The organism is Martinezella lusitana (assembly GCF_016901135.1).
Lineage (GTDB): Bacteria > Pseudomonadota > Alphaproteobacteria > Rhizobiales > Rhizobiaceae > Rhizobium > Rhizobium lusitanum_D.
Map to the genome: position 1 here is coordinate 947785 of NZ_JAFEVL010000045.1, position 22004 is coordinate 969788.

At 57.7% G+C, this 22004-nt stretch carries 19 protein-coding genes; 12 read left to right on the forward strand and 7 right to left on the reverse strand.

Features of this window, described 5'->3' with window-relative positions:
• Positions 1–19 precede the first annotated feature (19 nt).
• Positions 20–265, forward strand: coding sequence for a helix-turn-helix domain-containing protein (locus JTP94_RS20170; RefSeq protein ID WP_034510519.1), 246 nt, complete (start codon positions 20–22; stop codon positions 263–265).
• A 34-nt stretch (positions 266–299) separates the two neighbouring features.
• On the opposite strand, the gene JTP94_RS20175 is transcribed toward JTP94_RS20170, so the two are convergent.
• On the reverse strand, positions 300–662 hold the full coding sequence (locus tag JTP94_RS20175; protein WP_204852217.1) for a hypothetical protein: 363 nt from the start codon (positions 660–662) through the stop codon (positions 300–302).
• Between the two features lie 367 nt (positions 663–1029).
• Here JTP94_RS20175 and JTP94_RS20180 point away from each other — a divergent pair, with 367 nt between their 5' ends.
• The 6 genes from JTP94_RS20180 (at position 1030) to JTP94_RS20205 (ending at position 8707) form a co-directional block, all read left to right on the forward strand.
• On the forward strand, positions 1030–1587 hold the full coding sequence (locus tag JTP94_RS20180; protein WP_204852218.1) for a DUF982 domain-containing protein: 558 nt from the start codon (positions 1030–1032) through the stop codon (positions 1585–1587).
• Positions 1588–2490: 903 nt separating this feature from the next.
• Entirely contained in the window at positions 2491–3186 is a 696-nt protein-coding gene (locus tag JTP94_RS20185) for an outer membrane protein (RefSeq protein ID WP_204852219.1), read from the forward strand.
• Positions 3187–3238: 52 nt separating this feature from the next.
• Positions 3239–4423, forward strand: a complete 1185-nt coding sequence (locus JTP94_RS20190; protein ID WP_204852220.1) for a Hint domain-containing protein — start codon at positions 3239–3241, stop codon at positions 4421–4423.
• A 165-nt stretch (positions 4424–4588) separates the two neighbouring features.
• Entirely contained in the window at positions 4589–6907 is a 2319-nt protein-coding gene (locus JTP94_RS20195; protein WP_204852221.1) for a glycosyltransferase, read from the forward strand.
• Positions 6885–7865 (forward strand): hypothetical protein, encoded by a 981-nt coding sequence (locus JTP94_RS20200; protein ID WP_204852222.1) that lies wholly within the window; start codon positions 6885–6887, stop codon positions 7863–7865. The genes JTP94_RS20195 and JTP94_RS20200 overlap by 23 nt, the downstream gene beginning before the upstream one ends.
• Positions 7862–8707 carry a tetratricopeptide repeat protein gene (locus JTP94_RS20205; protein ID WP_204852223.1) on the forward strand — a complete coding sequence of 282 codons (846 nt, stop codon included), beginning with the start codon at positions 7862–7864 and terminating at the stop codon, positions 8705–8707. The genes JTP94_RS20200 and JTP94_RS20205 overlap by 4 nt, the downstream gene beginning before the upstream one ends.
• A gap of 42 nt (positions 8708–8749) precedes the next feature.
• On the opposite strand, the gene JTP94_RS20210 is transcribed toward JTP94_RS20205, so the two are convergent.
• The gene (locus tag JTP94_RS20210) at positions 8750–9961 is read right to left on the reverse strand and encodes a capsule biosynthesis protein (RefSeq protein WP_204852224.1); all 1212 of its coding nucleotides are present in this window, start codon (positions 9959–9961) and stop codon (positions 8750–8752) included.
• 164 nt (positions 9962–10125) lie between these two features.
• Between JTP94_RS20210 and JTP94_RS20215 the strand changes: the two genes are divergently transcribed.
• On the forward strand, positions 10126–10935 hold the full coding sequence (locus tag JTP94_RS20215; RefSeq protein WP_204852225.1) for an ABC transporter permease: 810 nt from the start codon (positions 10126–10128) through the stop codon (positions 10933–10935).
• Between the two features lie 31 nt (positions 10936–10966).
• Here JTP94_RS20215 and JTP94_RS20220 read toward each other — a convergent pair whose 3' ends face one another.
• The 5 genes from JTP94_RS20220 to JTP94_RS20240 all read right to left on the reverse strand — a co-directional run bounded on the left by JTP94_RS20220 (position 10967) and on the right by JTP94_RS20240 (position 16731).
• Positions 10967–11680, reverse strand: coding sequence for a hypothetical protein (locus JTP94_RS20220; protein WP_246755053.1), 714 nt, complete (start codon positions 11678–11680; stop codon positions 10967–10969).
• Between the two features lie 68 nt (positions 11681–11748).
• The gene (locus tag JTP94_RS20225; RefSeq protein WP_204852226.1) at positions 11749–12801 is read right to left on the reverse strand and encodes an FkbM family methyltransferase; all 1053 of its coding nucleotides are present in this window, start codon (positions 12799–12801) and stop codon (positions 11749–11751) included.
• 90 nt (positions 12802–12891) lie between these two features.
• A complete protein-coding gene (locus JTP94_RS20230) occupies positions 12892–14256 on the reverse strand; it encodes a glycosyltransferase family 1 protein (RefSeq protein ID WP_204852227.1) in 1365 nt (454 codons plus the stop codon).
• A complete protein-coding gene (locus JTP94_RS20235) occupies positions 14253–16376 on the reverse strand; it encodes a capsular polysaccharide biosynthesis protein (RefSeq protein WP_204852228.1) in 2124 nt (707 codons plus the stop codon). The genes JTP94_RS20230 and JTP94_RS20235 overlap by 4 nt, the downstream gene beginning before the upstream one ends.
• 22 nt (positions 16377–16398) lie before the next feature.
• Complete coding sequence (locus JTP94_RS20240) at positions 16399–16731, reverse strand: hypothetical protein (protein WP_204852229.1); 333 nt, start codon at positions 16729–16731, stop codon at positions 16399–16401.
• Positions 16732–17084: 353 nt separating this feature from the next.
• On the opposite strand from JTP94_RS20240, the gene JTP94_RS20245 reads away from it, so the two are divergent.
• The 4 genes from JTP94_RS20245 to JTP94_RS20260 all read left to right on the forward strand — a co-directional run bounded on the left by JTP94_RS20245 (position 17085) and on the right by JTP94_RS20260 (position 21924).
• Entirely contained in the window at positions 17085–18290 is a 1206-nt protein-coding gene (locus JTP94_RS20245; RefSeq protein ID WP_204852230.1) for a capsule biosynthesis protein, read from the forward strand.
• Positions 18287–19021 carry an ABC transporter ATP-binding protein gene (locus tag JTP94_RS20250; RefSeq protein ID WP_204852231.1) on the forward strand — a complete coding sequence of 245 codons (735 nt, stop codon included), beginning with the start codon at positions 18287–18289 and terminating at the stop codon, positions 19019–19021. Before JTP94_RS20245 ends, JTP94_RS20250 begins: the two co-directional genes overlap by 4 nt.
• 896 nt (positions 19022–19917) lie before the next feature.
• Positions 19918–20694: an AraC family transcriptional regulator gene (locus JTP94_RS35935; protein ID WP_312038183.1), complete on the forward strand. Its 777-nt coding sequence runs from the start codon at positions 19918–19920 to the stop codon at positions 20692–20694.
• Positions 20695–20865: 171 nt separating this feature from the next.
• Positions 20866–21924 carry a polysaccharide biosynthesis/export family protein gene (locus JTP94_RS20260; RefSeq protein WP_312038184.1) on the forward strand — a complete coding sequence of 353 codons (1059 nt, stop codon included), beginning with the start codon at positions 20866–20868 and terminating at the stop codon, positions 21922–21924.
• Positions 21925–22004: the final 80 nt, after the last annotated feature.

The following is a 22004-nucleotide window of genomic DNA, read 5'->3' on the forward strand; positions in this document are numbered from 1 at the left end:
CTTTGGAAGGAGAAATTTCATGTCCATTACTCCGAACAATCTCGATAGTTCAAAGGCTTCTACAGTTCCCCATCAAGAAATCGCCGATGCCGTTCGACAGTCTCGCGAAGCCATCGGTTACACAATCGGTGATCTCTCCGAAACCTGTGGGCTCACGAGCGAGGAAATTGTCGAAATAGAGGCTGGCGCTGAGGCTGATCCGGCAAAACTTCGGCGAATAGCCGCTGCATTGCAGGTTCCGCCTTCAACTTTTTTCATAGTTTGATAGCAGGGCGCACCTTGACGGGTGCGCCCTTCGACTATTTCGAAGGCCGCTGCAACTGTTCTAGTTGAAGGCCTCGTTCAATTCGCGGTTCGGCGCTTCGCAAGTTCGATGCGCGTGCGATGGAGATGGTCGCCAACCATTTGCCTGAATTCGTTCGATCCCATGCTTTCCGGTAGGAAATAGCGATGCCGACCAGCTCGCCGTTGGTCGCGCTGCGAGCCGCAATGCCTTGAGATGAGACGCCGTACAGGATTTCATTGGAGGACAGGGAGCGCCCCGTCGCCCGCATGGCCGTGATGACCTCCTTCGAAGCTGCGTGGTGAGCTCCAATCCATCGAATACGGCCATGTATCCCGTATGCCTGCCCGCTTTGCCGGCCTTCTCCGGCCTGCGTCAATACTGGCTCCTTCAGCAGAAGCAGCTTAAAGCGGCGATAGCATCTTCCAGGGAGCTCTTCCCATGATCCTCGTGATGATACAGTAGTTCCATTGGTGGAACACAATTTCAAATGTGAAACTAATTGCTGGACTTCCGACCCGAAAACATCTATAAGTATACAATCTATAAAAGGGGCCAAAAATATTATATTCAGCGTGTATGAATGATGTTTGCTGGATCGGTATCAGTCGAAGTCGACTCAGGCCCTGCTCTGGCTGCAATAATTGCTTTTGAAGTAGTAGCATTTTTGTTTTGAAGCACCGTATCGCGACTGTGTAGGTCCGCCGCCGGGCGGGTTTGATGAACACTTGTTAGGAAATGTAGGCATGCGGCAGAATAATAAAATTTTTCGCGCCGGCCCCGCTATCGGCGAGCAGCTTGACAATCTTGTGCCCTTTGACGCTTCCAACCCACCAGTGAGCTTGAACAGCAGTTTGATGATGTCGCAAGAACCGTCCAAATCGAGCGATGGCGGTCTCGGTGACGTGGTCGCCGAAGACGACAAGGCAGCCGATCCAAACGAGACTGTTCGCGATATGACGCTTCTTGCCAATGCGGTGATCAGGCGAGGAGGCGCGAAGGTCGATGATCTTGGCTCGCAGGCCGTTCGAGATATCTTTGCCGCCGATCCGAACGATTCAAAAGATTCCGCATTTTCACCGATTAGAATGGAAATGCCCACCGAGGACGGCGCCCTGGTTGTCGATACCATCGAGAGAGCTATCGAATGTCTGACGACGCTTTGGCCGGTGCGTCATGGTCAGGCATATGAAGACGCGCTTCAGAGTTGCATTGATGGGATGAAAGGCAGAGCTTCTCCACAGCAGGTTCGGTCATCAGTCATTGCCGCCGCCAATGAGGCAGGTATCCGTATAATTACCTGAGGCGAGCGATTCCCATCGGTTTTTGCGACCGGTTGCCTGTATTTGCATCCATAAACTTTACCGCGCGTTGCGACGAAAGCGGCAAATCGATCGACGTGTTTTCGGCTCAGACGAAGAGGCCCGACCGTTGCGTGAAGCAAGGTGGCCGGGCCTCTCGACCGTCGCAAATTGGCGGTTGCGACAGTGACAAAGATGTGGCCCGCGGCAGGGATGTCGTCCATGCAGAAAACGACGAAAGAGTTCGGATTGCGCCTGACAGCGGAAAGCTGAATTCAGGGTGGCCGGAAACTTAATTTCTGATGGCTTTCCGTCCCGGAACGAGACGGATCGAATTATAAATTTGTCTATTGCCTCCGCGCGGCGCGAAAGCCGCTGCCCGACAATGCGAGGCCGGCCCGGATGCCGGTCGAGGTGATTGGGGAGGCTCGACGTTCCTTTAAAGGTCCGCCCCGTCGAGCCTCCCGCTGAGGCAGATCGATATCCACGCAGCAGCGGCACAAACCTGCAGGCTAGCGCCAGACGCGTCTATTTGAAAAGCGACATGATGAGCCCGATCGCGTCATCGACTTGGCCGCCGATCGTTCGTCGGCTTGCGTCGAGAACAATAGCGCCCGTCAGACGCCATACCAATTCCGCGCTTATCGAGCGAGACGCCATGAATCACTTCTTGTGCGACGGCAGTAAATAGGTGGAAATTCGGGACTTGAGAAAGTCAACAAGTATAATTTAAATTACGTCTCAATACATATTGCGACATGATTATACAGATAGCGTATAACTTCTGAAAATATTTATTAGCTCTCTCGTATTTACAGTGATGATCTTGCCTATATTATGGCGACAACGTGAACTTTCGCAAGTTGCATGTTGAATCCTGTGAATTCCTTCGAGGAGAATTTTCGAATGCGCAAGATTTTGGGATCTACCGCTTTCCTTCTGGCAACGGTTGCGGCAAGTGCCGGTTATGCGGCCGACCTCTCAGTCTCTACTCCGCCTCAGGCTCCGGTGGAGGCGGCACCAGTATTTTCGTGGACCGGCTTCTACGTCGGCTTGAACGCAGGCGGCGGCTTCGGCGGCAAGGACGATGTCGGGTTCCGTTCCTTCGGGAGCTATCTGGGCAAGTTCGGGAAGCTTGACGGATCCGGCTTTCTCGGCGGTGGCCAGATCGGCTACAACTATCAGTTCGACCCCAGCTGGGTGATCGGCCTCGAAGCCGATTTCCAGGGCGCTGACATCAATGACTCGTTCAGAAGCGATGTCGCAAGCACCTCTTCGAAGATCGACTGGTACGGCACGCTCCGTCCCCGCATCGGTTACTCCTACGACAATACCTTGTTCTATGGCACCGGCGGTCTTGCCTATGGCCACATCAAGTACAAGGGCTCGCTAGCCGGCATCGGCAGCTTCGACGACGACAAGACCAAGGCCGGCTGGACGGTGGGTGCCGGTGTCGAACATGCCTTCACCGATCATGTGACGGCGAAGCTCGAATATCAGTATGTGGACTTCGGCGGCAACACCATGGGCGGAGATGTGCTCTCCACCAAGGCCAGCTCCAACTTCCATGCCATTCGCGTAGGCTTGAACTACAAGTTCTGATGGTTGGTTTGTCTGAAAGACAAGGGATTAATCTAAGAGAGAGGATAATCATATGGCTTTGATTGGCATCAACCTAGTCGACGGCGGCACAACCACCATCGATAGCAGTAACGCTGGTACCGCTTCGGATACGATCCAGCTCAATCTCGTCGCCAACGGCACCGTGATTGTCGATGGCGTGAACGTCAATATCAGCAATGTCGTTGGTACCGGCGCGCTCTCGAGTACCACGATCGACGCCATCAACGGCGCGAACGTAACGATCGATGCCAGCCTTGCGAACATCGGAGCTGGTTCGACCTACACTTATGCGATCGGCGCGGGCTCGAGTATTACGGTCGATGCCGCCCTGCTCAACGTCGGTTTGTTGAACGGTGTGACCGTGGACTTTGCCAGTGCAAATGGTACTGGCCTGTTCGCGTACAATCCCGGCGGCGTCAATTTGAATCTCTCGACGCCGCCGAACGTCTTGAACGTTCAATCGGGAGACAGGATCGAGGTCGTCGGTTCGGACTCTGTCACGCAGTCTGGGAATACCGTCAGTTTCTTCGGCGCGTTGGGTCCCCTGAGCCCGCTCGGCTCCTATACGATACCCGCGGGTGTCACCTACACCTACGATGCTAGTACCGATACGCTGACATTTACGAGCTGCTTCATGCGGGGCACTCTCATCAGGACGCCGGAAGGAGATGTGCCGGTCGAGGATCTGCGCGTCGGCGATCTCGTGGTCACTCATAAAGGGGTCGCGGAAGTAAGATGGGTCGGCCGCCGTATGATCGATCCGAAAGCGATTGACAAGCCGCGGGACACGTTGCCGATCCGCATCCAGGCGGGCGCAATCGCGGAAAATGTTCCGGCACGCGATCTCTTCGTTTCACCGGACCATTGCATGTTCCTTGAGGAGTCGCTGATCCCGGCAAAGTTCCTCGTCAACGGAACGACGATCAGTCAGGAAGCAACACTTGCCCCGTTCGAGTATTATCATATCGAGCTGGAGCAACACAGCATCATCCTAGCCGAAGGTGCTCAAACCGAAACCTATCTTGATCTCGGCGGACGTCTATCGTTCCTCGAGCCTGGCGTTCTGCGCTTCGGCCCGATAACCGGGACGCGCACTTGGAACGACTGGTGCTACCCGCCGGTTTATGCCGGCTCGGTGCTCGAGGCCGCGCGCATGGCTCTCCGGGACCGCGCACAGGAAATGGGCTACGTCGTTCAGGACGCCAAAGCATCCTGACGCATCAGCGGAACGACAAGCAGGCGCGGACGGCTTCGGCCGCCCGCTCCGAAACAAAAGAAGTGATTCAGGGCGGCGGTTCCCTCATTTGATTTCTCTTATGCTCTAGAAGCATCGGCAAATGCAGCATCGCGCCTGTTTGTCTCCAGGGCTTGGGAGAACTGAATGCGCCAAGACGATATCGTTTCGCCCTATTCACTCGATGTCGGGCACATCGATGAGCGATCTTTGATAAAAAGATTCGTCGATAAAACGGTCTTCTTCGACGGCGTGTTCAAAGGCGACTACAGCTTGGCGATCGTCAATCGCCATCTCGCGCAAGCCTTCCTGGATTTGGGCGTCAAGCTGGTTTGCCATACGGCTGAGGACGATTGGCAGAGCGATGCCAACCTGCTGGCTGCCACCGATGTCATGCGCCACATGCGTGAAGACTATCCGGCCAAGGGGACGTTCGATATCCATCTGCGGAACACTTGGCCGCCGGCGACCCATGACATGGTCGGGCGCATCAATGCCTATGTCGCCTTCGCCTGGGAAGAGCTCGAATTCCCACAATATCTGGTGGACAGGTTCAATCGTGATCTCGATATGATCACGGTCCTCTCGAATTTCATCCGTGACAGTTTCGAACGATCCGGGATCACGATCCCGGTGGAGGTCATCGGGGCCGGTTGCGATCATCTCGCTGATGCGGGAGACAGATCAAGCGCGCCGTTGCCGGAGAGCGGCCGCAAGCGCATCCTGCATGTGTCTTCCTGCTTCCCGCGAAAGGGCATCGATGTCCTGGTCGAGACATTCTTGCGCAGCTTCCGGGCGGAAGATCCGGTGGAACTGGTGATCAAGACCTTCCCGAACCCGAACAATATACTGGCGTCAATCCTTGCGGAAAAACGAGACAGATTGGCCAACGCGCCGCCGATCACCGTCATCGAACAGCATTACGATGCAGAGCAACTTCGGGCTCTATATCGTTCCGCCACCATGGTGGTGGGGCCTAGCCGTGGCGAGGGTTTCGGCCTGCCCCTGGCGGAAGCCATGTTGCTCGATGTCCCCGTGGTGACGACGAATTATAGCGGCCAGATCGATTTCTGCCGCCCCGATACCGCGTGGCTGGTTGATTATCACCTGTCTGCGTCGCAGGCGCATGTGGCCGGCTCCCACAGTCTCTGGGCCGAACCGTCGGTGGAACACCTCGGCGCACAGATGCGCGCCGTCCTCGGTCGTCCCGACGAGGCTCGCCTTCGAAGCGAGAAGGCCAAGCGGCTGCTCAAGGCTCATTTCGGCTGGCGATCCGTGGCGCTGCGCATGCTGGCCGCTCTCGCCAAGCCTGCTCCCATCGCGGCTGAGGCGCGGCGCGATTGGTCGCTGGATCTCATTTCCTCCTGGCAGCAGCAATGTGGCATTGCCACATATTCGCAGCACCTCTACGGCACGCCCGCTTTCGCGGACAGGATCGATCACATCTTCGCACGGCGGATCACGAATGACTCCCTGCCGGAAACGACCCCGGAGGTCGCTGAGGCCGTGCCCCGGGGCATTTCGAGGCTGTGGGGATACGATCTCAGTTCACTGAAGCGCCTCGCCGGACGATTGGAGCAGGGGCGGGCGGATGTGCTGTGGATGCAGCATCATCCCGGACATTTCTCGACACCCGACATGGAACTCCTCATTCAGTCGATGTCGTCAACGCGTCATCGGTTGCGCGCCTTGACCATGCATAGTGTGAAGGAGGCGCAGCGCGGCGGGACACTGGGCTGGACGCACGCATTCGATATCGTCTTCGTCCATTCGGCTGAGGATGCAGCAACGCTTTCTGCCGCTGGTCATCCGAACCCGATCGTCATTCCACATGGCGTCCTTCTCGAGCCCGAGAACGCGCCGGTGCCCGATGCGGAGCATTTCACCATCGGATCCTTCGGCTTCCTCATGCCGCACAAGAACATCGATCGCCTCGTGTTGGCCTTTGCCGAGGCACTGAACTACGATCCTCGGCTGCGGTTGAAGCTGTTCAACTGCATGGTGCCGAACGACGAGTCGCGGATAACACGCGCCACGATCGAAAACCTGATCGATTATCTAGGGGTATCGGACAAGGTGACGGCGCGTTTCGACTTCATTCCCGAAGAAGAGCTGCGCCGTGAACTCATGACCTGCAACTTGCTCTCGTTTCTATACGGCCATTCGACCGAAACGGCGACGGGGGCTGCTCGCATCGCGATGAGCGTCAACCGGCCGTTGCTATGCTCTCGCTCGCCGGTGCTACGCGACTTGTGGCCGATCAGCCATGTGGCCAAGAGCACCGAAACCGATTGCATCGCCGAGGCGTTGCTGAGCCTCGCGCAGAACCCATCGTTGCTGCAGATGCTGGACAAGGATCGCGGCCAAGCCGCTCACTGGTATTCCTATCCGCGCATTGCAGCGCGGCACGTCACCGCGATCGACAAAATGTTAGGGGGCAAAATTGACCATCGCCGAGTTGCATAGACAACAGCCCTTGAACGTCCTCTCGAAGGACGTGTTCTCCTTGCCTGCCGAATCCTTCATCGATGCCTGGGCAAAGGCATTGGACCTGACGGAAAGCGACCTGACGCCGGACGACCGGCTCTCACTTGCAAATGCCATTCGCGGAGGCACCAACCGCCTTCGCGTTGTCGATGCCTTGAAGGCCCGCCGTCCCATCCCGCCTTCGTTGAACGGCCGCTCCGGCGTGCAGGCGCTCCGCCGCGAGCCGGATCAGTTTGCCATGCTGGAAAATTTCGTTCGTTTCGCCCACGACGATGATGCGGCTTTCCTGCGTTTTGCCTTCTCCCGGATTTGCGGCCGCGATCCGACGTCGGCCGAGAGGCTCGGGTTGGAATTCGATCTCAGACGAGGTGTTCTCACGCGGGCAGCAGTGGTGAAGAAGATCGTTGCCATTGCCCGTCGCGACGGCCAGATGGCCTACTGGGACACATTGTTGCCAGACAGTGAAAGCGAGGCGCGGGAAACCGTCGATTCCTCGAATGCAAGCATCACGCCGTCCGGATTGTTGGTCAACGTCGACGGACAGGCGATGGCGGTCTTCGTTCGCGAAGTGGAAAATGTCGGTTGGATGATCGGCCCCGATCTGTTGCGCCAGCCCCTGCAGATCACCGACGGTAACTGGAGCGTGCAGCCCGGCTGGCTGTTGACGGGTCCGAAACGCAGTTTCTCGGAAGGAAACTGGCTACTTGACCTGGAACTCATTCAACCGCCGACGGCCAAGCTCGACATCGAGATCGTCGCGAATTCGGGCATCGATTTTCTCCAGGCCATCACATTGGTGGGTTCGTTTTCTGGAACCCTGTGCGTTAACATCAAGCGAGAGCATCGCTTCGTTGAACTGCGCGTGCGCATCCATGAACGCGACCCCGAAGACTCATGGCTGCGCCCTCGCAACATCTCCATGCGGCAAGCGTCATGATAAAAGAGCTACGATTTGCATCGACGCTTCTGCGCGTTGGCAACGCCGTGAACGGCACAGCGGAGGCCCCCGCACCGGCTAACATCCTTGCCGAGGCCGATGCGGCACGCGACCGGCGCGATTGGGCCAGCGCCGCATTCTATTATCTTCAGGCGGTGGATCTGTATCCCGGCAAGGTTGCGCTTCTCGTGCAGCTTGGCCATGCCTACAAGGAAATGGGTGATTTCGAGGCTGCTTTGGAAGCTTACCGGCACTTCCTCGACGAGGAGCCCGACGACGCCGATATTCATTTGCAGCTCGGCCATCTCTACAACAAAATGAACAATCCGGAAGCTGCTCTCGAATGGTACAGCCGCGCCCAGGTGCTTGCGCCCCATGACGCAGACATTGTGGGACATGTGGAGTCGGCACGTTTGCGGCTCTCGCGCGTGGATGTGGAGCGCAAGCGCCAAAGAGCTATGGAATTGGTTCAGGCGAAACGCTGGAATCTGGCGCGTGCGCAACTGAAGGAGCTGGTGGCTACGGATGGCGAAATCGATCTGATCGCCGTCTATGCGAACGTAACCAAGGAGGCCGGCGATTTCGACGAAGCGTTGCAACTCTACGAGATCTATCGTGAATATGCGCAGGATCTCGGCGACGCGTCGCTGATTGACGTCGAAATCCAGACGGCACACCTGCACAAGGCCATGCGGGAAATCGAATCCGCCTTGCGGCATTATATCCGCGCGCGGGACGCGGAGTTTACTCTATACGGCCACGTCACTCCGGATTCGATTGCCGGGCGGGAAATCCGTTCCTGCATGGGCGAGATATATACCTGCTTCTGGCATCCCGATTGATATCGGGACACCACTTCGGCCTCGGGGATGCTCACGCCGTCATCAGCCGCTTTCGTGGTCTCTGATGGCGGTGAACATGAGCCAGCCCAGCAGGTAGGCCAGGCTCAGCGACAGGAAGACGACGAAGATGTTCTTTAGGGCAAAAGGCATCTCCGCCTCATCCGGAAGATGCGGCGGGACGACGACTTCGAGATAGAGCTGTTGTCGGCGCGCATCTGCCCTGGCAGCCTCCCGCGCGTCGAGCGCGGCAAGGAGGGCCTTGTTCGCGAATTCCCGTATCAGAACCAGGCTTTCATAATCAGCAATTCTCGGTGCGACGGAATTGTCGGATCCGACCATCTTGGCCCGTTCGTTCTCGATCTGTTGTTCCAGCGCCGCAATCTGACTTGTCAGGTAGGGAATGGCGTTGCTGTCGGGCGCGGTTTTGCGTGTCTCGCCGAGGCGAGCCCTGGTATTGGCCAATTCCGCGGACAGGTTGGTGATGAGTTCGACCATCGACATGGAACTGGCGTTGGGGTCGATCATCAGCTCCTTGTTTCTGAAGGTCGTTATGTTCTTCTGGGCGTCGATAACGCGCTGTTCGGCCTCCTGTACCTCGTTGTCGGTAAACTTAACGGCATCACCGCGGGCACGATTGTTCAAGCGATCGAGCAGGTCGCCGCCAAGCGCCAGCAGCGCCGTATTCAGGTCCGCGGCGTCCTTTGCATGGAAGGCTGTGGTACGCAACATGGTGATTCCAGTTGTGTCGTTGTGGATGACGGTGACGCGATCCGAGTAATAGCTATAGAGTTCTTCCTCGCTGTTGGTTTCCCAGAACCGCGGAAACCGCGTCAACCAATCGGCCTGCGGACTGCCGAAGATCGCGCGCACCGGAAGCTGTCCGCTGAGCTCCTTCAGGGCCTGCCGCGAGCGGATATATTCCTGTACCGAGAATGTATCGTCCTGTGAGCGGGTTATGCCGCTGTTCTGCAATAGCGATCCGAAAGCATTGGAGGAAGGCGGGGCGGCCATACGCACGACGAAAGAGGCTTCCGATACGTAAATCGGGGCGGCGACGAAGGCATAGTAGGCGCTGACGACCAGAGTGGGGGCCACGACGACAAGCACATAGATACCGAGGCGATTGGAGCGCTTGCGGCGTTTCCTGATCTTTGTAGGCCCGACGGTAGGCCCGGTTGTCAGGCGATTGAACGGCCGCCAGCGTCGCTTTACGTCGCGCCTCTTGCTCTCAGTCTCCGAGTTCACCAGAGCCATGGTCGTGCCCTTCCTGCTGATTGTCTGCCGGGACACGCCGGCAACGGTGTGACGGATACGGTTATTGTCCGAAGCTGACGCAATGGAGATTGAGCGCACAGCCTTCGACAGTATCGTTGAGTAACCATCCGACGAGGTCTGGATGCCGAACAGGAGGCTCTCGCATGGATTATGCGCCGATTACGACCCGCGGCCCCTCGCAGTTCTTGGCGGGATTGAAGATCCAGGGGCGTGTTCTCGGCGCGCTGATCATGCGCGAGATGCTCATCCGCTACGGACGAGAGAACATCGGCTTTCTCTGGCTTGCGCTGGAGCCGATGATCCTGACCTCCGGTGTCATGCTCATGTGGACACTGTTGCGTCACGAAGCGCATGGGCTCGTGGTTGCTGCCTTTGTCCTCAGCGGATACATGCCTCTGACGCTCTGGCGGCATATAAGCGGTCATGCCGTCTCCTGCCTGCGTCAGAATATGCCGCTGATGTATCACCGCCAGATCCGTCTGGCTGACGCTTTGATTGCCCGCGCGCTCCTGGAGATTGCCGGCACTACCGCAGCCCTTATCGTCGTTTATACCCTGGCGCGTCTGGCAGGTTTCATGCAGCCCTATCGGGATCTCGGCCTGTTGTTGGCCGGTTGGTTTTTCATGGCCTGGTTCTCCTTTGCCGTCGGATTGATTTTTGCCGCGGCGTCGGAGCGCTTCGAGTTCGTGGAGAAATTCATTCCGCCGTTCCAATATCTGACGCTGCCGATTGGCGGCATGTTCTTCATGGTGGCCTGGCTGCCCAGCGGAATGCAGAAGCTCGCGCTCTACGTCCCCACCGTCCATTGTTTCGAACTTTTCCGCGCCGGCGTATTCGGCGATACGGTACAAACCTATTATGATGTTGGTTTTATTCTCAAATGCTGTCTTTTCACCACCGCCGTAGGGCTCTTCCTGGTCAACCAGGCTCGTCAGCACATAAAGTTCGAATGATTCAGCCGTTGTCCGGCGCGAGCGGGTGCTACTAGTCGGCATAATAGGGCACCTGGCTCTGGAATTCGAAGGAACGCAGCAGCGTGTCGCGCAGCTCCTTGCGGTTGGGCAGGGCGTAGTGATTGAGGAACGTCAGCGCGGACTCCGGCTCGCGGCCAAGGATCCAGCGAAAGGCGGCAACGACGTCGTGTGAATCGACCGGGTCGCCGAAATGGCTGTGGGCAGGGCTGCTGATCTTTGCAAAGAGGTACGGCAACGCCCCATGCAGGATATCGAGGCTGAACCGCCGCAGGTCCGGTCTCGACGCCGCCGTTCTGGTGAAGGCGTCCATGAGGCTGGAGTAGTTGGTAAGGATCGAAACCAGATCGCTCGAGCGCGGCAGGCCCTCAAATCCGCCGGCCGCATGAAAGTGCGCCGCTGTTTCCGCCCAGACTTCTGCGGCGTAGCGCATCAACGAAGCCCGCGTGACACGGCTGAAATCGATGACGAGCGTCGTCGGAGCGGCCTTTTTCAGTCGATCGCAAAAGCCTTTGCGCGCCTCGAAATGCAGCTTCTTTTTGATCGGCTCGGGCCAATCCTCGATGACCCTTATGGTGGTTTTCCGGCTGCCCATGAAACTGGCAACGTTTACGCCATAACAGAAGAACGCGATCCTGCTCTCGGGGAATGCGTATTTTACAAACTCCTCGCTTGGGCATGAGCCGTAATAGGCAATGTCGCTCATGTAATTGACCCGTTCATCCAATGATCTCTCCATGTCAAACGCTGACAGGCCGGTGCCTGTGATCGACGCGACGTTACCGGAGACTGCGGTTAGAGCGCGGCCTCCTTCAGTCGCTGACGCTTGGCCCCGGACGGTGCGAGAGCGACGCCGAGGCGTTGGACACGTTCGTTGACCTGATCCACACGGTCGTCATGAACTGCCAGAATATTTGCGACCGTGCCCACCGAGAAATTCCTATCGAGTTCGTCGGGCGAAGCGACCTGCGCCAGCTGATCTTGCGAGCTTGTCCAGATATTGTAGCCAAGATCAGCAAGCTGGCGATGGATCGCCCCCGGCGTCGTCTTGGATAGAACGGCGAGCATATCGCGATTGATTTCCATCAGCAGCGACGGCTTGTGGGTCGCGATGGTTTTTTGCGCCCCCTTCAGGAAGAGGCCTTCCGCGCCTTCGATGTCCACTTTCATGACATCCGGTCGCAAGTTGCCGATGACGTGATCGAGCGTTTCGACCTTCGTCATCCGTCCTACCCCGGTGTCGGAGGCATTTGTAACCAACCGCGTCGCACCGGCATTGACCGTCTCTTCGGCGTCATTGAGCTGCATCTCTCCCGGCGCATCGGCCAGTGCAAGCTGCCGGACGCTGACGCGATCTTCAAAGCCGTTTTCCAGGATGGAGCGGTTGAACAGATCCCAAAGCTTCGGCAACGGCTCGAAGGCAAGCACCGTGCCCTTGAACGATGGATGTGCCGCGGCGGAAAGCGAATAATAGCCCACGTTGCCGCCGACATCGATGAACTGTCCATTATCGGGCAGAATAGCCTTGACGAGATCGATGTCGAATTTCTCGTACTCGCCGCTCATGATGCCGAAGGAAATGTGGTACTGGCGAAGATCGAGATACAGTTTGAAGTTATATTTCGTTTCGAACAGGACAAAAATGGATTTCGGCACGAAATTGTCGAAGAGCAATTCGCTGTGGCGCTGATGAAACTCGTTGGAGCCGAGGAAACGTCTGCGATGCTCATCCAGCGGAATGTCCGTGAGCTGCAGCAGATTCTGCCCGATGGCATTGCGCTCGTCTTCGTTTATCGGCCGGCCGAGGATGAACTTATAGCAGTTCTCTATATCGTAAAAGCTTGTCACTTTGTTGCCCCTGATACTGGTCACGATCTGAATAGGTTCCGTTCCCGTTGTTGCGCCTGCATTGTTACTTTCCTCCCTTCGCGGTGGCGGTCACTGTAGAGTTGCGCCGGGCAACAGCCTTTGCAGGCGTTGCGGAGCCCGTTGAGCCGCGTAGTGTTGTGCGGAAAAATCGGTCCCGATCAGGGTTTCCAGGTCGTCGAAATGTGTATCCCATCCGCTTGCGAGGTTCCGCCTGGCTCGGCGCAGCGGAGAAGCAGCGATCATGTCCACTGCCGCTTTCCAGCTCAAACCATCGAGCGGATCGAGGAAGATAGCATCGTGACCGCGAGCCGCTTCGCGATGTGCGTTGATGTTGGAGGCGACGACGGGGGTGCCCAATGCGAGCGCTTCGGTGATGGGCATGCCGTAGCCTTCCGCAAAGGACGGCGAGAGCAGCGCTACGGATCCTGCTACCAGCCGCGCCAGGGCGGCGTCTTCCAGCCCCGGCACCTCGATCACAAGCCCCGGCAGGGCTGGGCATCGTTCCAGCATCGCCAGAATATGGCTGTTTTCCCATCCTCTCTTGCCGACGATCACCAGACGCGGCGCCTTGGGACCGTCGCGTTCGGCCAGATATTGCCAGAGGCGAAGCAGCAGCATGTGGTTCTTGCGCGGCTCGATGGTGCCGATCGCCACGAAATAGGGCGTCTGCGGCAGGGGAGTGTCGTTGAGCGGGCTTAGAAAGCTCTGCTCGACACCCGGAGGCAGTACCGCAATGGAGGGCAGCTTTTTGTTGTTCTCCTGCGCAAAGGTGCGGAGCGCGCGGGCGGTCACCTGCGAATTGCATAGGGCCAGCGCGGCATGCTTCAGTACGGTTTCCATCCGGCGCCTATGGCGCTCCGGCTCCTCCGGGCGCACGAATTCGGGATGCGACAGCGGGATGAGGTCGTGGACGTAAAATACGCCGTTCCTGCCGGTCTCGCCGAGCCATGAAAATGCGGATGTCCGCTCCAGCCGGCTGTGAGACACATGCACGAAGGATGCATTGCGGGGCAAGGTTAGCCCATGGGTGAAGTGGTTGGCGACCACATGCGCGATCTTACGCAGTCTTTGGGAATGTACTTCGCCAGTCTTTGCCTCGGCAGACGCCTGCCACCTGATCTTGCCATCGATGGCGGCGAATATTCTTTCAAGAAGGGCAGCCTGCGGCGCTGATATTTCCGTCGTCGCCCAGCGGTTGTTAAGCGTCGAAACCAGTCTGTCCGCGCGTTCGCTCGCAACGGATATCGCTCCATAATGGCCAGTCTCGACGAACCAGGGCGAATGGGAAATCTCTGAAGCGCGCTTCGACGGCACGCGCTTGCGGCGCTCGTTCAGCCAATGTGCGTAGTGGAGCTCGTAACGATCTATGCCGGTAGGGGTCGGGCAGTGTGCCCGTTCCATCAGTCGCGAAATATCCATGACTATGGGATTCATTGGGATTTTCTCATTTCGACCATGTGGATGATCTGCGTCAGCCACCGGCGACGTGAAGGGTTCGGTGCGGTGCCCTGGCGGGCGCGGTAAAGCTCGGCGACAACGTCCTCCGCTTCGCAGGGGAGATCTGTGATATTCGACCAGTACCGCGGATAGAGGATCAGGGCGCCGGCAACGAGCGCGTCGAGACTTAGATTGCGTTTGCGACGGAGCGAAACCACCGTGTCGTGCGTGAGGCCCCAGCCGGCGTAGAAGGGCAGACCATAGCACCACACCGGTCGTTCCCGCAGCAAAGCCTCGAAGCCGATTTGTGATGTCGCAACATGGACTTCGTCGACGACGTTCAGAAGTTTGTTGATATCGACGTTGCCGACGATGAGATCTGCGACATCCATCGACGGCAGGTTGATCGTGCCATGCGTCTGAGCCTTGGCCAAAAGATCCGGGTGTTGCTTGTAGATGATGAATGCTTCGGGCCTTGCTCGCCGAACGGCTTTGAGCAGCTCGATGTCGGATGCGTGACTTGGCATGCCGAACCGCAGGGAAGCATCGTTCGGAACCTGCCCGGCCACGAGAATGATGGCCCGGCCATTGGCCCGGGCGCGGTAGTCGGGTGCGGGCTGCGGCGGCAGGTTATATTTGGTGATGCCCATGGAGACGATGGTCTGCCGCAGGCGTTTGGCACGTTCCAGGAGCGCAGTGTCGAAATCCGTGGTGCTCAGGATCGTTTCAAGCTGGCTCGGGGCGGATGCGTTGAAATATATGCCCTCCTTATCGAAGCAGAGCGAGGAGGGCGGCACCAGCGACGAGCCAAGCCCGGCGGAACGAATGAAGCCGTCTTCCACCCGGATGATCGGCAGTCTCTTGTCTTGCTTCGATAGGAGGTTTTCATCGGGCGGAGCGGCGTTGCCCCACAGGACGACGGCATCCGCATTTTCGATTTCGGCGGCCGTCGGATTGGTCGCGAACCGGATCTGCGATCGCGAGCCAGCCAGGTAGCGGCGCATCACCGCATGTTTGTGAAGCGAGAAGTTGACACAAAGGTAACGGCCGGAAAGAGACCGCGCGCGGCCACGCCACCCGAGAAGCCTTTCGACAGCTTGCTCGGCCGTGATCGGCGTGCGCGAAACCGGATCGACATAGCGGGAGTATCGCAGAAACGCCGCATCCGTGAATTCGTCGATGCCGACACGGCGCCTGCGGCGCGCGCGCGCCGCCGCGGCGACCGTGCCTTCCGCTCGATCCTGTGTCAGCCCCCATCCGGCATAGGCGGGCATGCCGAAGGTGACGACGGGCATTTCGCGTAGGAGCGCCTCCAGGCCGAGCTGGCTCGATACGGTCCAGACCTCGTCCACGACATCCAGAACCGAATGTGGAGAGACGGCGTTGTCGATGAGTTGTATCCGGCTCGCATGAGCATAGGGCGCAAGAAAGCCCTTCGCGCGGCCTGCGACGACGTCGGGATGGCTCTTGACGATGATGTCTGCATTGCTTTCGGCAAGTGCGGCGTTCCACATTCTTATAAAGGTCCCGGCATCGGCGCCGGCGCTGTCGACCGAACGATCGCCCACCACCTGGTCGACCAGCAGGATGCGTTTGTTGCGGCTCCGTCGAAGCAGAACAGTTCCGTCCGGCAGGTGATTGTATTTGGAAAGCCTTTCGCGGACGATCCATTGCCGCAGCGTCCGGGCGCGCTCCGGATCGGCATCGGACAGATCACTTTGCAGCAGCGCCTCGAGACGAGACGGTTGATGCGCCGAGAAATGGATGCCGAGATCATCCGCCACGACGGAGACGGATGGTGCGCCGTCGATACCGACGGATCGCAGGAAGCCGTCACCGATGGTCCAGAATGGAAGCCGATGGATGCGTGCATAGAGGCGCGCAAGGCGCGCGAGCGGCTTATCGCCCCAGCCGACCACACCGTCGGCAGAGCCCATCGCCAGCTCGATCGGCCGCAGGGAGGCGGAAATCGCCGGGCCGATCAAGGGAAAACGCTGGCGTGTCAACAGGAAAGCCAGCAGTCGCGAATTTGCCGGGGGCAGCCAGGACGCCCGTCTGCCTCGGTCCGCCGGCGGCGACCGCATCTCGTGGGGAAATATCGTAGAATCTGAGTACATGTGATCCCCCAAAGTGTCCAAGTCACCAGCGGCTGTGGCGAAGCGGCCGCCGCCACTCGGTTTCGACCGGTTGCACAAGGAAGATCGCTTCCAAGGGGGCATGAAGCGGTTGTTGCCAGGCGATGCGGGTGTAGCGTGTAGGCGTAGTTTGCCGGCGTGGTCGAAGGTTGAGGAGCGCACTATGGAAGCTCTCGAAGAGGGCTGCCGCAATATGCTGCAATAAGGACAGGCGCGGTTTTCCGGCGAACGCCACGCGGAGCTGCCAACGAAGTTGGCTGATCACCTGTGAGCCCGCGCGGCCATATGATCCGACAATATTGCTGCCACGGTTCGAGATACCTCCGAACTTTCCCATTCCGAATTCCTTGAAACAGCAATGAAGGAGAAACGGCCAATTGGTTGGCAGTTATCGCCGTCACAATTTCGCCACGCCATACGGATCGCGTCGCCAAAGTATTAATTACGACAAAACATCAACTATTCAGATTTAATCGACGTAATTTTCTGTAGACTTGGAATTATATTTGACTTTCAAAGGATATATGTGAATCTTTCGCGGCAAGATGCGCCCTTCCGGATACTGTACAAGCGCGCGAAATGGCGATCCCGGGCGTGTGGAGTGGGTAAGTTTCCGAGATCTTGCCGAGGTTCGGGAAAGACTTCGGAACGTTCCCGGCTATTCTCCAAGAGAGAGTTGATGGTCCTAAAATGAGCCGTATCGAGAATAATAAGGAGTTCGCCGATTTCGTTACGTTGGTAACGGCGCGCTCGTCCGGCGTGGCCATAGGCCAGCCGGTTTCCTGGCCGCGATCGATCGTGCGATGGATCCGCTCGCAGTTGCTGCTTATTTTGATGGTCGTGGTTCCCGGTCTGCTCGGCGGCGTCTATTATGGATCGATCAGCGCTGACCAGTATGTTTCCGAAACGCAGTTCGTCGTGCGCAGCCCGAATAGAACCGCCGCAGGCCTGCTCAGCGGGTTCCTGCAAAGCACGGGCTTCGTTCGTGCCCAGGACGACAGCTACATCGTGAGCGAGTTCATAAAGTCTCGCGCCGCCGTCGACGCGCTTGTCGCGAACGACGACCTGAAGGCCATGCTTTCACGTCCGGAAGCGGATTTCCTCAATCGCTATCCGTTGCCGTGGCGCACGGCCAACAGCGAGGAACTGTTTCAGCACTATCTTCGCTTCATCGACATACATACCGATAGCGGCAGCGGCGTCACGACCCTGGATGTGCGTGGTTTTCGGCCGCAAGACGCCTATCATCTGGCAAGTGCTCTGGTTCAACATGCCGAGGAACTCATCAATCGTCTTAACGACCGCGCCCGCCAGGATGCGATTCGCTATGCGCAGATCGAGGTGAACGACAGCCAGGCCAGGCTGTCGGGCATGCAGAAAGGATTAACGGATTTCCGCAATCGCGAATCGCTTGTCGATCCGACCAAGCAATCTTCCGCGGCATTGGACCTGATCGCGCGGCTCGCGGACGATTTGGCTGACAGCAAGGCACGTTTGGGCGCTCTTGACGAGCAGGCGCCGCAGAGCCCGCAGGGCGAAGCGCTACGGGCGAGGGTAGCGGCCATGGAACGGCAGATCAGCGATGAGCGGGCACGCATTGTCGGTAGTGACAGTTCGATGGCGCCACGCATCGCGCAGTATGAGCAGCTTTTACTGGAGAGGGAAATGGCCGCGAAGATGCTGACATCGGCGACCACATCTCTCGAAAATGCAAAAATCGATGCGCAGCGGCAGCAACTGTATCTGGAACGAATCGCCGACCCGAATTTGCCCGATCATGCGCTCTATCCGAAACGCGTTCTGTCGTTTTTGACGCTGCTTGCAATTTGCTTTGCCAGTTTCTGGATCGTGCGCTTCTTCATCGCCCAGGTATTCGAGCACGCGGAACAGCAATGAATGGTCTTCCTCCAAGCCTTGCCCGGTTTGTATCGCCGCAGGTGCCCGCGCCGAAGAATGAGGAGCCGTGGCGGGAGGACGGCATCGTCGGCGTCTTCGATCTCGTCAAGGAATATGAGGTCCATGGCCGCATGCGCCGGGTGCTTGACGGTGTAACCTTCAAGATCGGACGCGGCGAAAAGATTGCCGTTCTCGGGCATAATGGCGCCGGCAAGTCGACGCTTGTCCGCATGATCGCCGGCATAGAGGAGCCGACCTCCGGCAAGGTCGTCCGCAACATGTCCATGTCGTGGCCCATTGCGCTAAGCGGCGGATTTGGCGGGTCGATGACCGGCTTTGATTGCATGCGTTTCCTGTCGCGAATCTACAATAAGCCCTTCAATGACATCCGCGACCTGGTGGAGGACTTCAGCGAGCTGGGCCGGTATTTGCAGATGCCGATCAGGACGTACTCGTCGGGCATGCGGGCGCGATTGGCTTTCGGAATGTCGCTCGCTATTGATTTCGACTGCTATCTTATCGACGAGGTGATGGCTGTCGGGGACAAGCGTTTCCAGCTTCGCTCCTTTGAAGAGCTTTTCGTCAAGCGCAAGGATCGTTCGATGATCATCGTCGGGCACAATCTCAATGTGATCGGAGATTTGTGCAAAACGGCGCTCGTCCTCAAAAATGGCCGCGGCCGCGTCTTTGGCGATATTGAAGAGGCGTTTCGAATCTATTCCACGTTGTAGACCTGTCACGCTTTCAGTCGGGAAGCTTGGCGATTGCCGATAAGGCAATGCAACATTTTCTCAAAATCAGACAGTATCATGCGACCAATCGATCGATGGCTCATCCACCGTAGATCAAGTGACGCAAGTGATTCATCCTGGCGACCCCCCCTAGTACGGCGCTCTGAACAAGTTATATTGTATATTAGTATAATTTAAATAACATCACCTTGGAATTGATCCCATGAAATACACTACCCAGCCTGGGTGTTTCTGATGGGACACTCCAGATGTCGCATCTCGTATTGTGCCGACGAAATTTAAATACACTAAATTAGCAATCCATAATGCAACCCTAGACGGTTTTATCCGTTGGCATGGTTGTTTGTCAGATCCTTTTTGTCCGACATCGTCGCAACGGAAATTTCACCTTCCGCGAGAGAAGGCAAGAGCATGAATCGGTATAGCTTTGTCGCTATCTGTACTGTTTCGCCGAAAAATGGTGTGCTAATTTAACATGACGTAATGTAAATTAAGCTGAATAATTATATCCCGTTAGCATGGACAAGGGAGACGAGTGCATGGAGTCGCCGTAGGGGACTTGAGAAAGATCTGCCTAGATAGAAATCACGTGTTAGCTATCGCTAATATACAACTTGAGATTTTGAGTAGGGTAGCAGATGACGATGTTGGGACGAGTTGTCGAGCAATGCGTAGGCACTTTTGAGGTGTACTCCCGGGATGCAATCATTCGCAACCTCGATGTGCTAGAACCGAACTGGAAGTGGACGGTTCCTTCGGAATCCAGCGGTGACTATTCCTTCAAATTCAGCAAGCAACCCCTTCAATCGGCGTCCATCATAAGTGCCGAACATTCGGGTGCCCTTGAAGGTATCGCGAAACACGATCTGCCCCGTGTGAGCATCGTATTCGTACTGGCAGGCGAGATCGGGATCAGCCACAGGCGGACGCAAAGGACATCGCGCATTCCCGCCAACAACGTTGCAAGTATCAGCGATCGCGCCGGCAAACGGCTTGATATCAAGCCGCGCAGTTCCTGGTTGATATTCCAGATTCCGGAATCGGTCATCAGGCAGCATTTCGAGGAGCTGACGGGCAAGCCCTATGTGCAGGAATTCTCGTTGGCCCCGGTCAGCTTTCGGCAAGGCGGAGCGCAGGGGCTTTATCAGACGCTCCGGCAGGCCGAAAAGGATCTTATGACCGCTCGGCCGGCGGAAAGAGTGATGCTTGCCAAGGCTTATAGCGAACTCCTGCTGGTCAAGCTGTTCACCAAGCTGCCGCACAATCTGTCCGAGGACTTCAACCGCGGTGCTTTGGAAAGCGCGCCGCGGCAGCTTTTGAGGGCAGAGGCCTTCATGCGCGATAATCTGCACAATGCCATCATGCTGGAGGACCTCGCCAATGCCGCCAGCTGCAGCCCCCGCGCTCTGCAACGCATGTTCAAGACCTATCGAGGCGACACGCCGATGGGAATATTGTGCAACTACCGGCTTGCGGCGGCGCACGGCGCTATAAAAGGCGGCCAAGCCGAAAGCATCACCGACCTTGCGATGAGCCTTCAATTCTCCAATCCCGGCCGGTTCTCCGTTCTTTATAAGCACGCTTACGGCTTTAGTCCTTCATCGATCCTTCGTTTTGCTCGGGAGCGTAGCGACAATGCAGGGATGGCATAATGCACGGTGCAAATTAACGCCTGGTCATAAATACCTCTATGCCATTCAGGATAGTCGATGCCGTTGAAATTCGGATTAGTATGTGTTCTCGCCTGCGTTCTTACGGGCTGTGGATTACCCGAAGCCGGACCGAAAACCTCCCGCATATTGGAGGAGGCGGCAACGCGCGCTGTGCCGCCGTTTGCACTGGTCGATGTGACGTCGCAGACAATAGCCAGGAATGTCGAACGGCCCGAGACGAGCCTCGCCGCCTACTTCGGCGAGGGTGCGCGTGATCCCGGATTGCGGATCGCGGTGGGCGATGTCGTTTCCGTCAGCCTTTGGGAGGCTCCGCCCGGCAGCCTGTTCGGCACGGCCTCAAGCGCGACGGGACAGCAGCAGGCGACGGGAAGTTCGGTTATGATCCCGCCGCAAACCGTCAACAGTGACAGAACGATCAGCATCCCCTATGTGGGCCGCATCGTCGCCGCCGGCCAAACCCCCGCCGCTGTCGAGAGAGCCGTGGTCTCGGGGCTTTCAGGCAAGGCGGTGCAACCGCAGGCGCTTGTGACGGTGCAGCAGAGCGTTGCCAATACCGTCACTGTCACGGGCGAAGTTACCGGCGGCGCGCGCGTCGCGCTTTCACCGGCTGGCGATCGTATACTCGATGCGATTGCGGCGGCCGGCGGATTACGTGCCGGGGTCAACGATAGCGTCGTCTACCTGACGAGACGGGGCAGAACCATGCATCTCCCCTTCACCACCATCGTTCAGAACCCGCGTGAGAACATAGGATTGCGCCCGGAAGACGTGGTCACCGTGGTTCGCGAGCCAAACACCTATACGATCCTCGGGGCGTCTGGACAGAACGCCGAGGTGGGTTTCAGCTCGCAACATGTGAGCATGGCAAATGCGGTAGCGCGTGCGGGAGGGTTACAAGACAACCGGGCTGACGTGTCGGGCGTCTTCCTCTTCCGCTACGAGCCGCAGGAAGTCGCCCGCCGTATCGTCGCCCAGAACAATCCGCTTCTACGACGTGGTGGCCCGGTTCCGATCGTCTATCGCTTCAATCTGAAGAACGGTTCGACACTGCTTGCCATGCAGGCCTTCGAGGTCCAGCCGCGGGACATCATCTATATCTCCAATGCCTCGTCGGTCGATGTGCAGAAAGTCATGGGCCTGTTCCAGGGTGTCAGTGGAACAGCATTGTCCGCGGCATCCGTCGGCATAGCCGCTTCCACGGCAAATTGACGGCGCTTGCCGCCTGCCAGATCGCTGACGACGGAAGCGGAGATGGCGGCGGAAAGATTGAGGGAGCCTTTACGATGTTG

Bases quoted from the DNA above. Each gene is read 5' to 3' on its own strand.
- JTP94_RS20170 (WP_034510519.1), top strand. From the start codon at position 20: ATGTCCATTACTCCGAACAATCTCGATAGTTCAAAGGCTTCTACAGTT.
- JTP94_RS20180 (WP_204852218.1), top strand. From the start codon at position 1,030: ATGCGGCAGAATAATAAAATTTTTCGCGCCGGCCCCGCTATCGGCGAG.
- JTP94_RS20185 (WP_204852219.1), top strand. From the start codon at position 2,491: ATGCGCAAGATTTTGGGATCTACCGCTTTCCTTCTGGCAACGGTTGCG.
- JTP94_RS20190 (WP_204852220.1), top strand. From the start codon at position 3,239: ATGGCTTTGATTGGCATCAACCTAGTCGACGGCGGCACAACCACCATC.
- JTP94_RS20195 (WP_204852221.1), top strand. From the start codon at position 4,589: ATGCGCCAAGACGATATCGTTTCGCCCTATTCACTCGATGTCGGGCAC.
- JTP94_RS20205 (WP_204852223.1), top strand. From the start codon at position 7,862: ATGATAAAAGAGCTACGATTTGCATCGACGCTTCTGCGCGTTGGCAAC.
- JTP94_RS20210 (WP_204852224.1), bottom strand. From the start codon at position 9,961: ATGGCTCTGGTGAACTCGGAGACTGAGAGCAAGAGGCGCGACGTAAAG.
- JTP94_RS20215 (WP_204852225.1), top strand. From the start codon at position 10,126: ATGGATTATGCGCCGATTACGACCCGCGGCCCCTCGCAGTTCTTGGCG.
- JTP94_RS20230 (WP_204852227.1), bottom strand. From the start codon at position 14,256: ATGAATCCCATAGTCATGGATATTTCGCGACTGATGGAACGGGCACAC.
- JTP94_RS20235 (WP_204852228.1), bottom strand. From the start codon at position 16,376: ATGTACTCAGATTCTACGATATTTCCCCACGAGATGCGGTCGCCGCCG.
- JTP94_RS20240 (WP_204852229.1), bottom strand. From the start codon at position 16,731: ATGGGAAAGTTCGGAGGTATCTCGAACCGTGGCAGCAATATTGTCGGA.
- JTP94_RS20245 (WP_204852230.1), top strand. From the start codon at position 17,085: ATGAGCCGTATCGAGAATAATAAGGAGTTCGCCGATTTCGTTACGTTG.
- JTP94_RS20250 (WP_204852231.1), top strand. From the start codon at position 18,287: ATGAATGGTCTTCCTCCAAGCCTTGCCCGGTTTGTATCGCCGCAGGTG.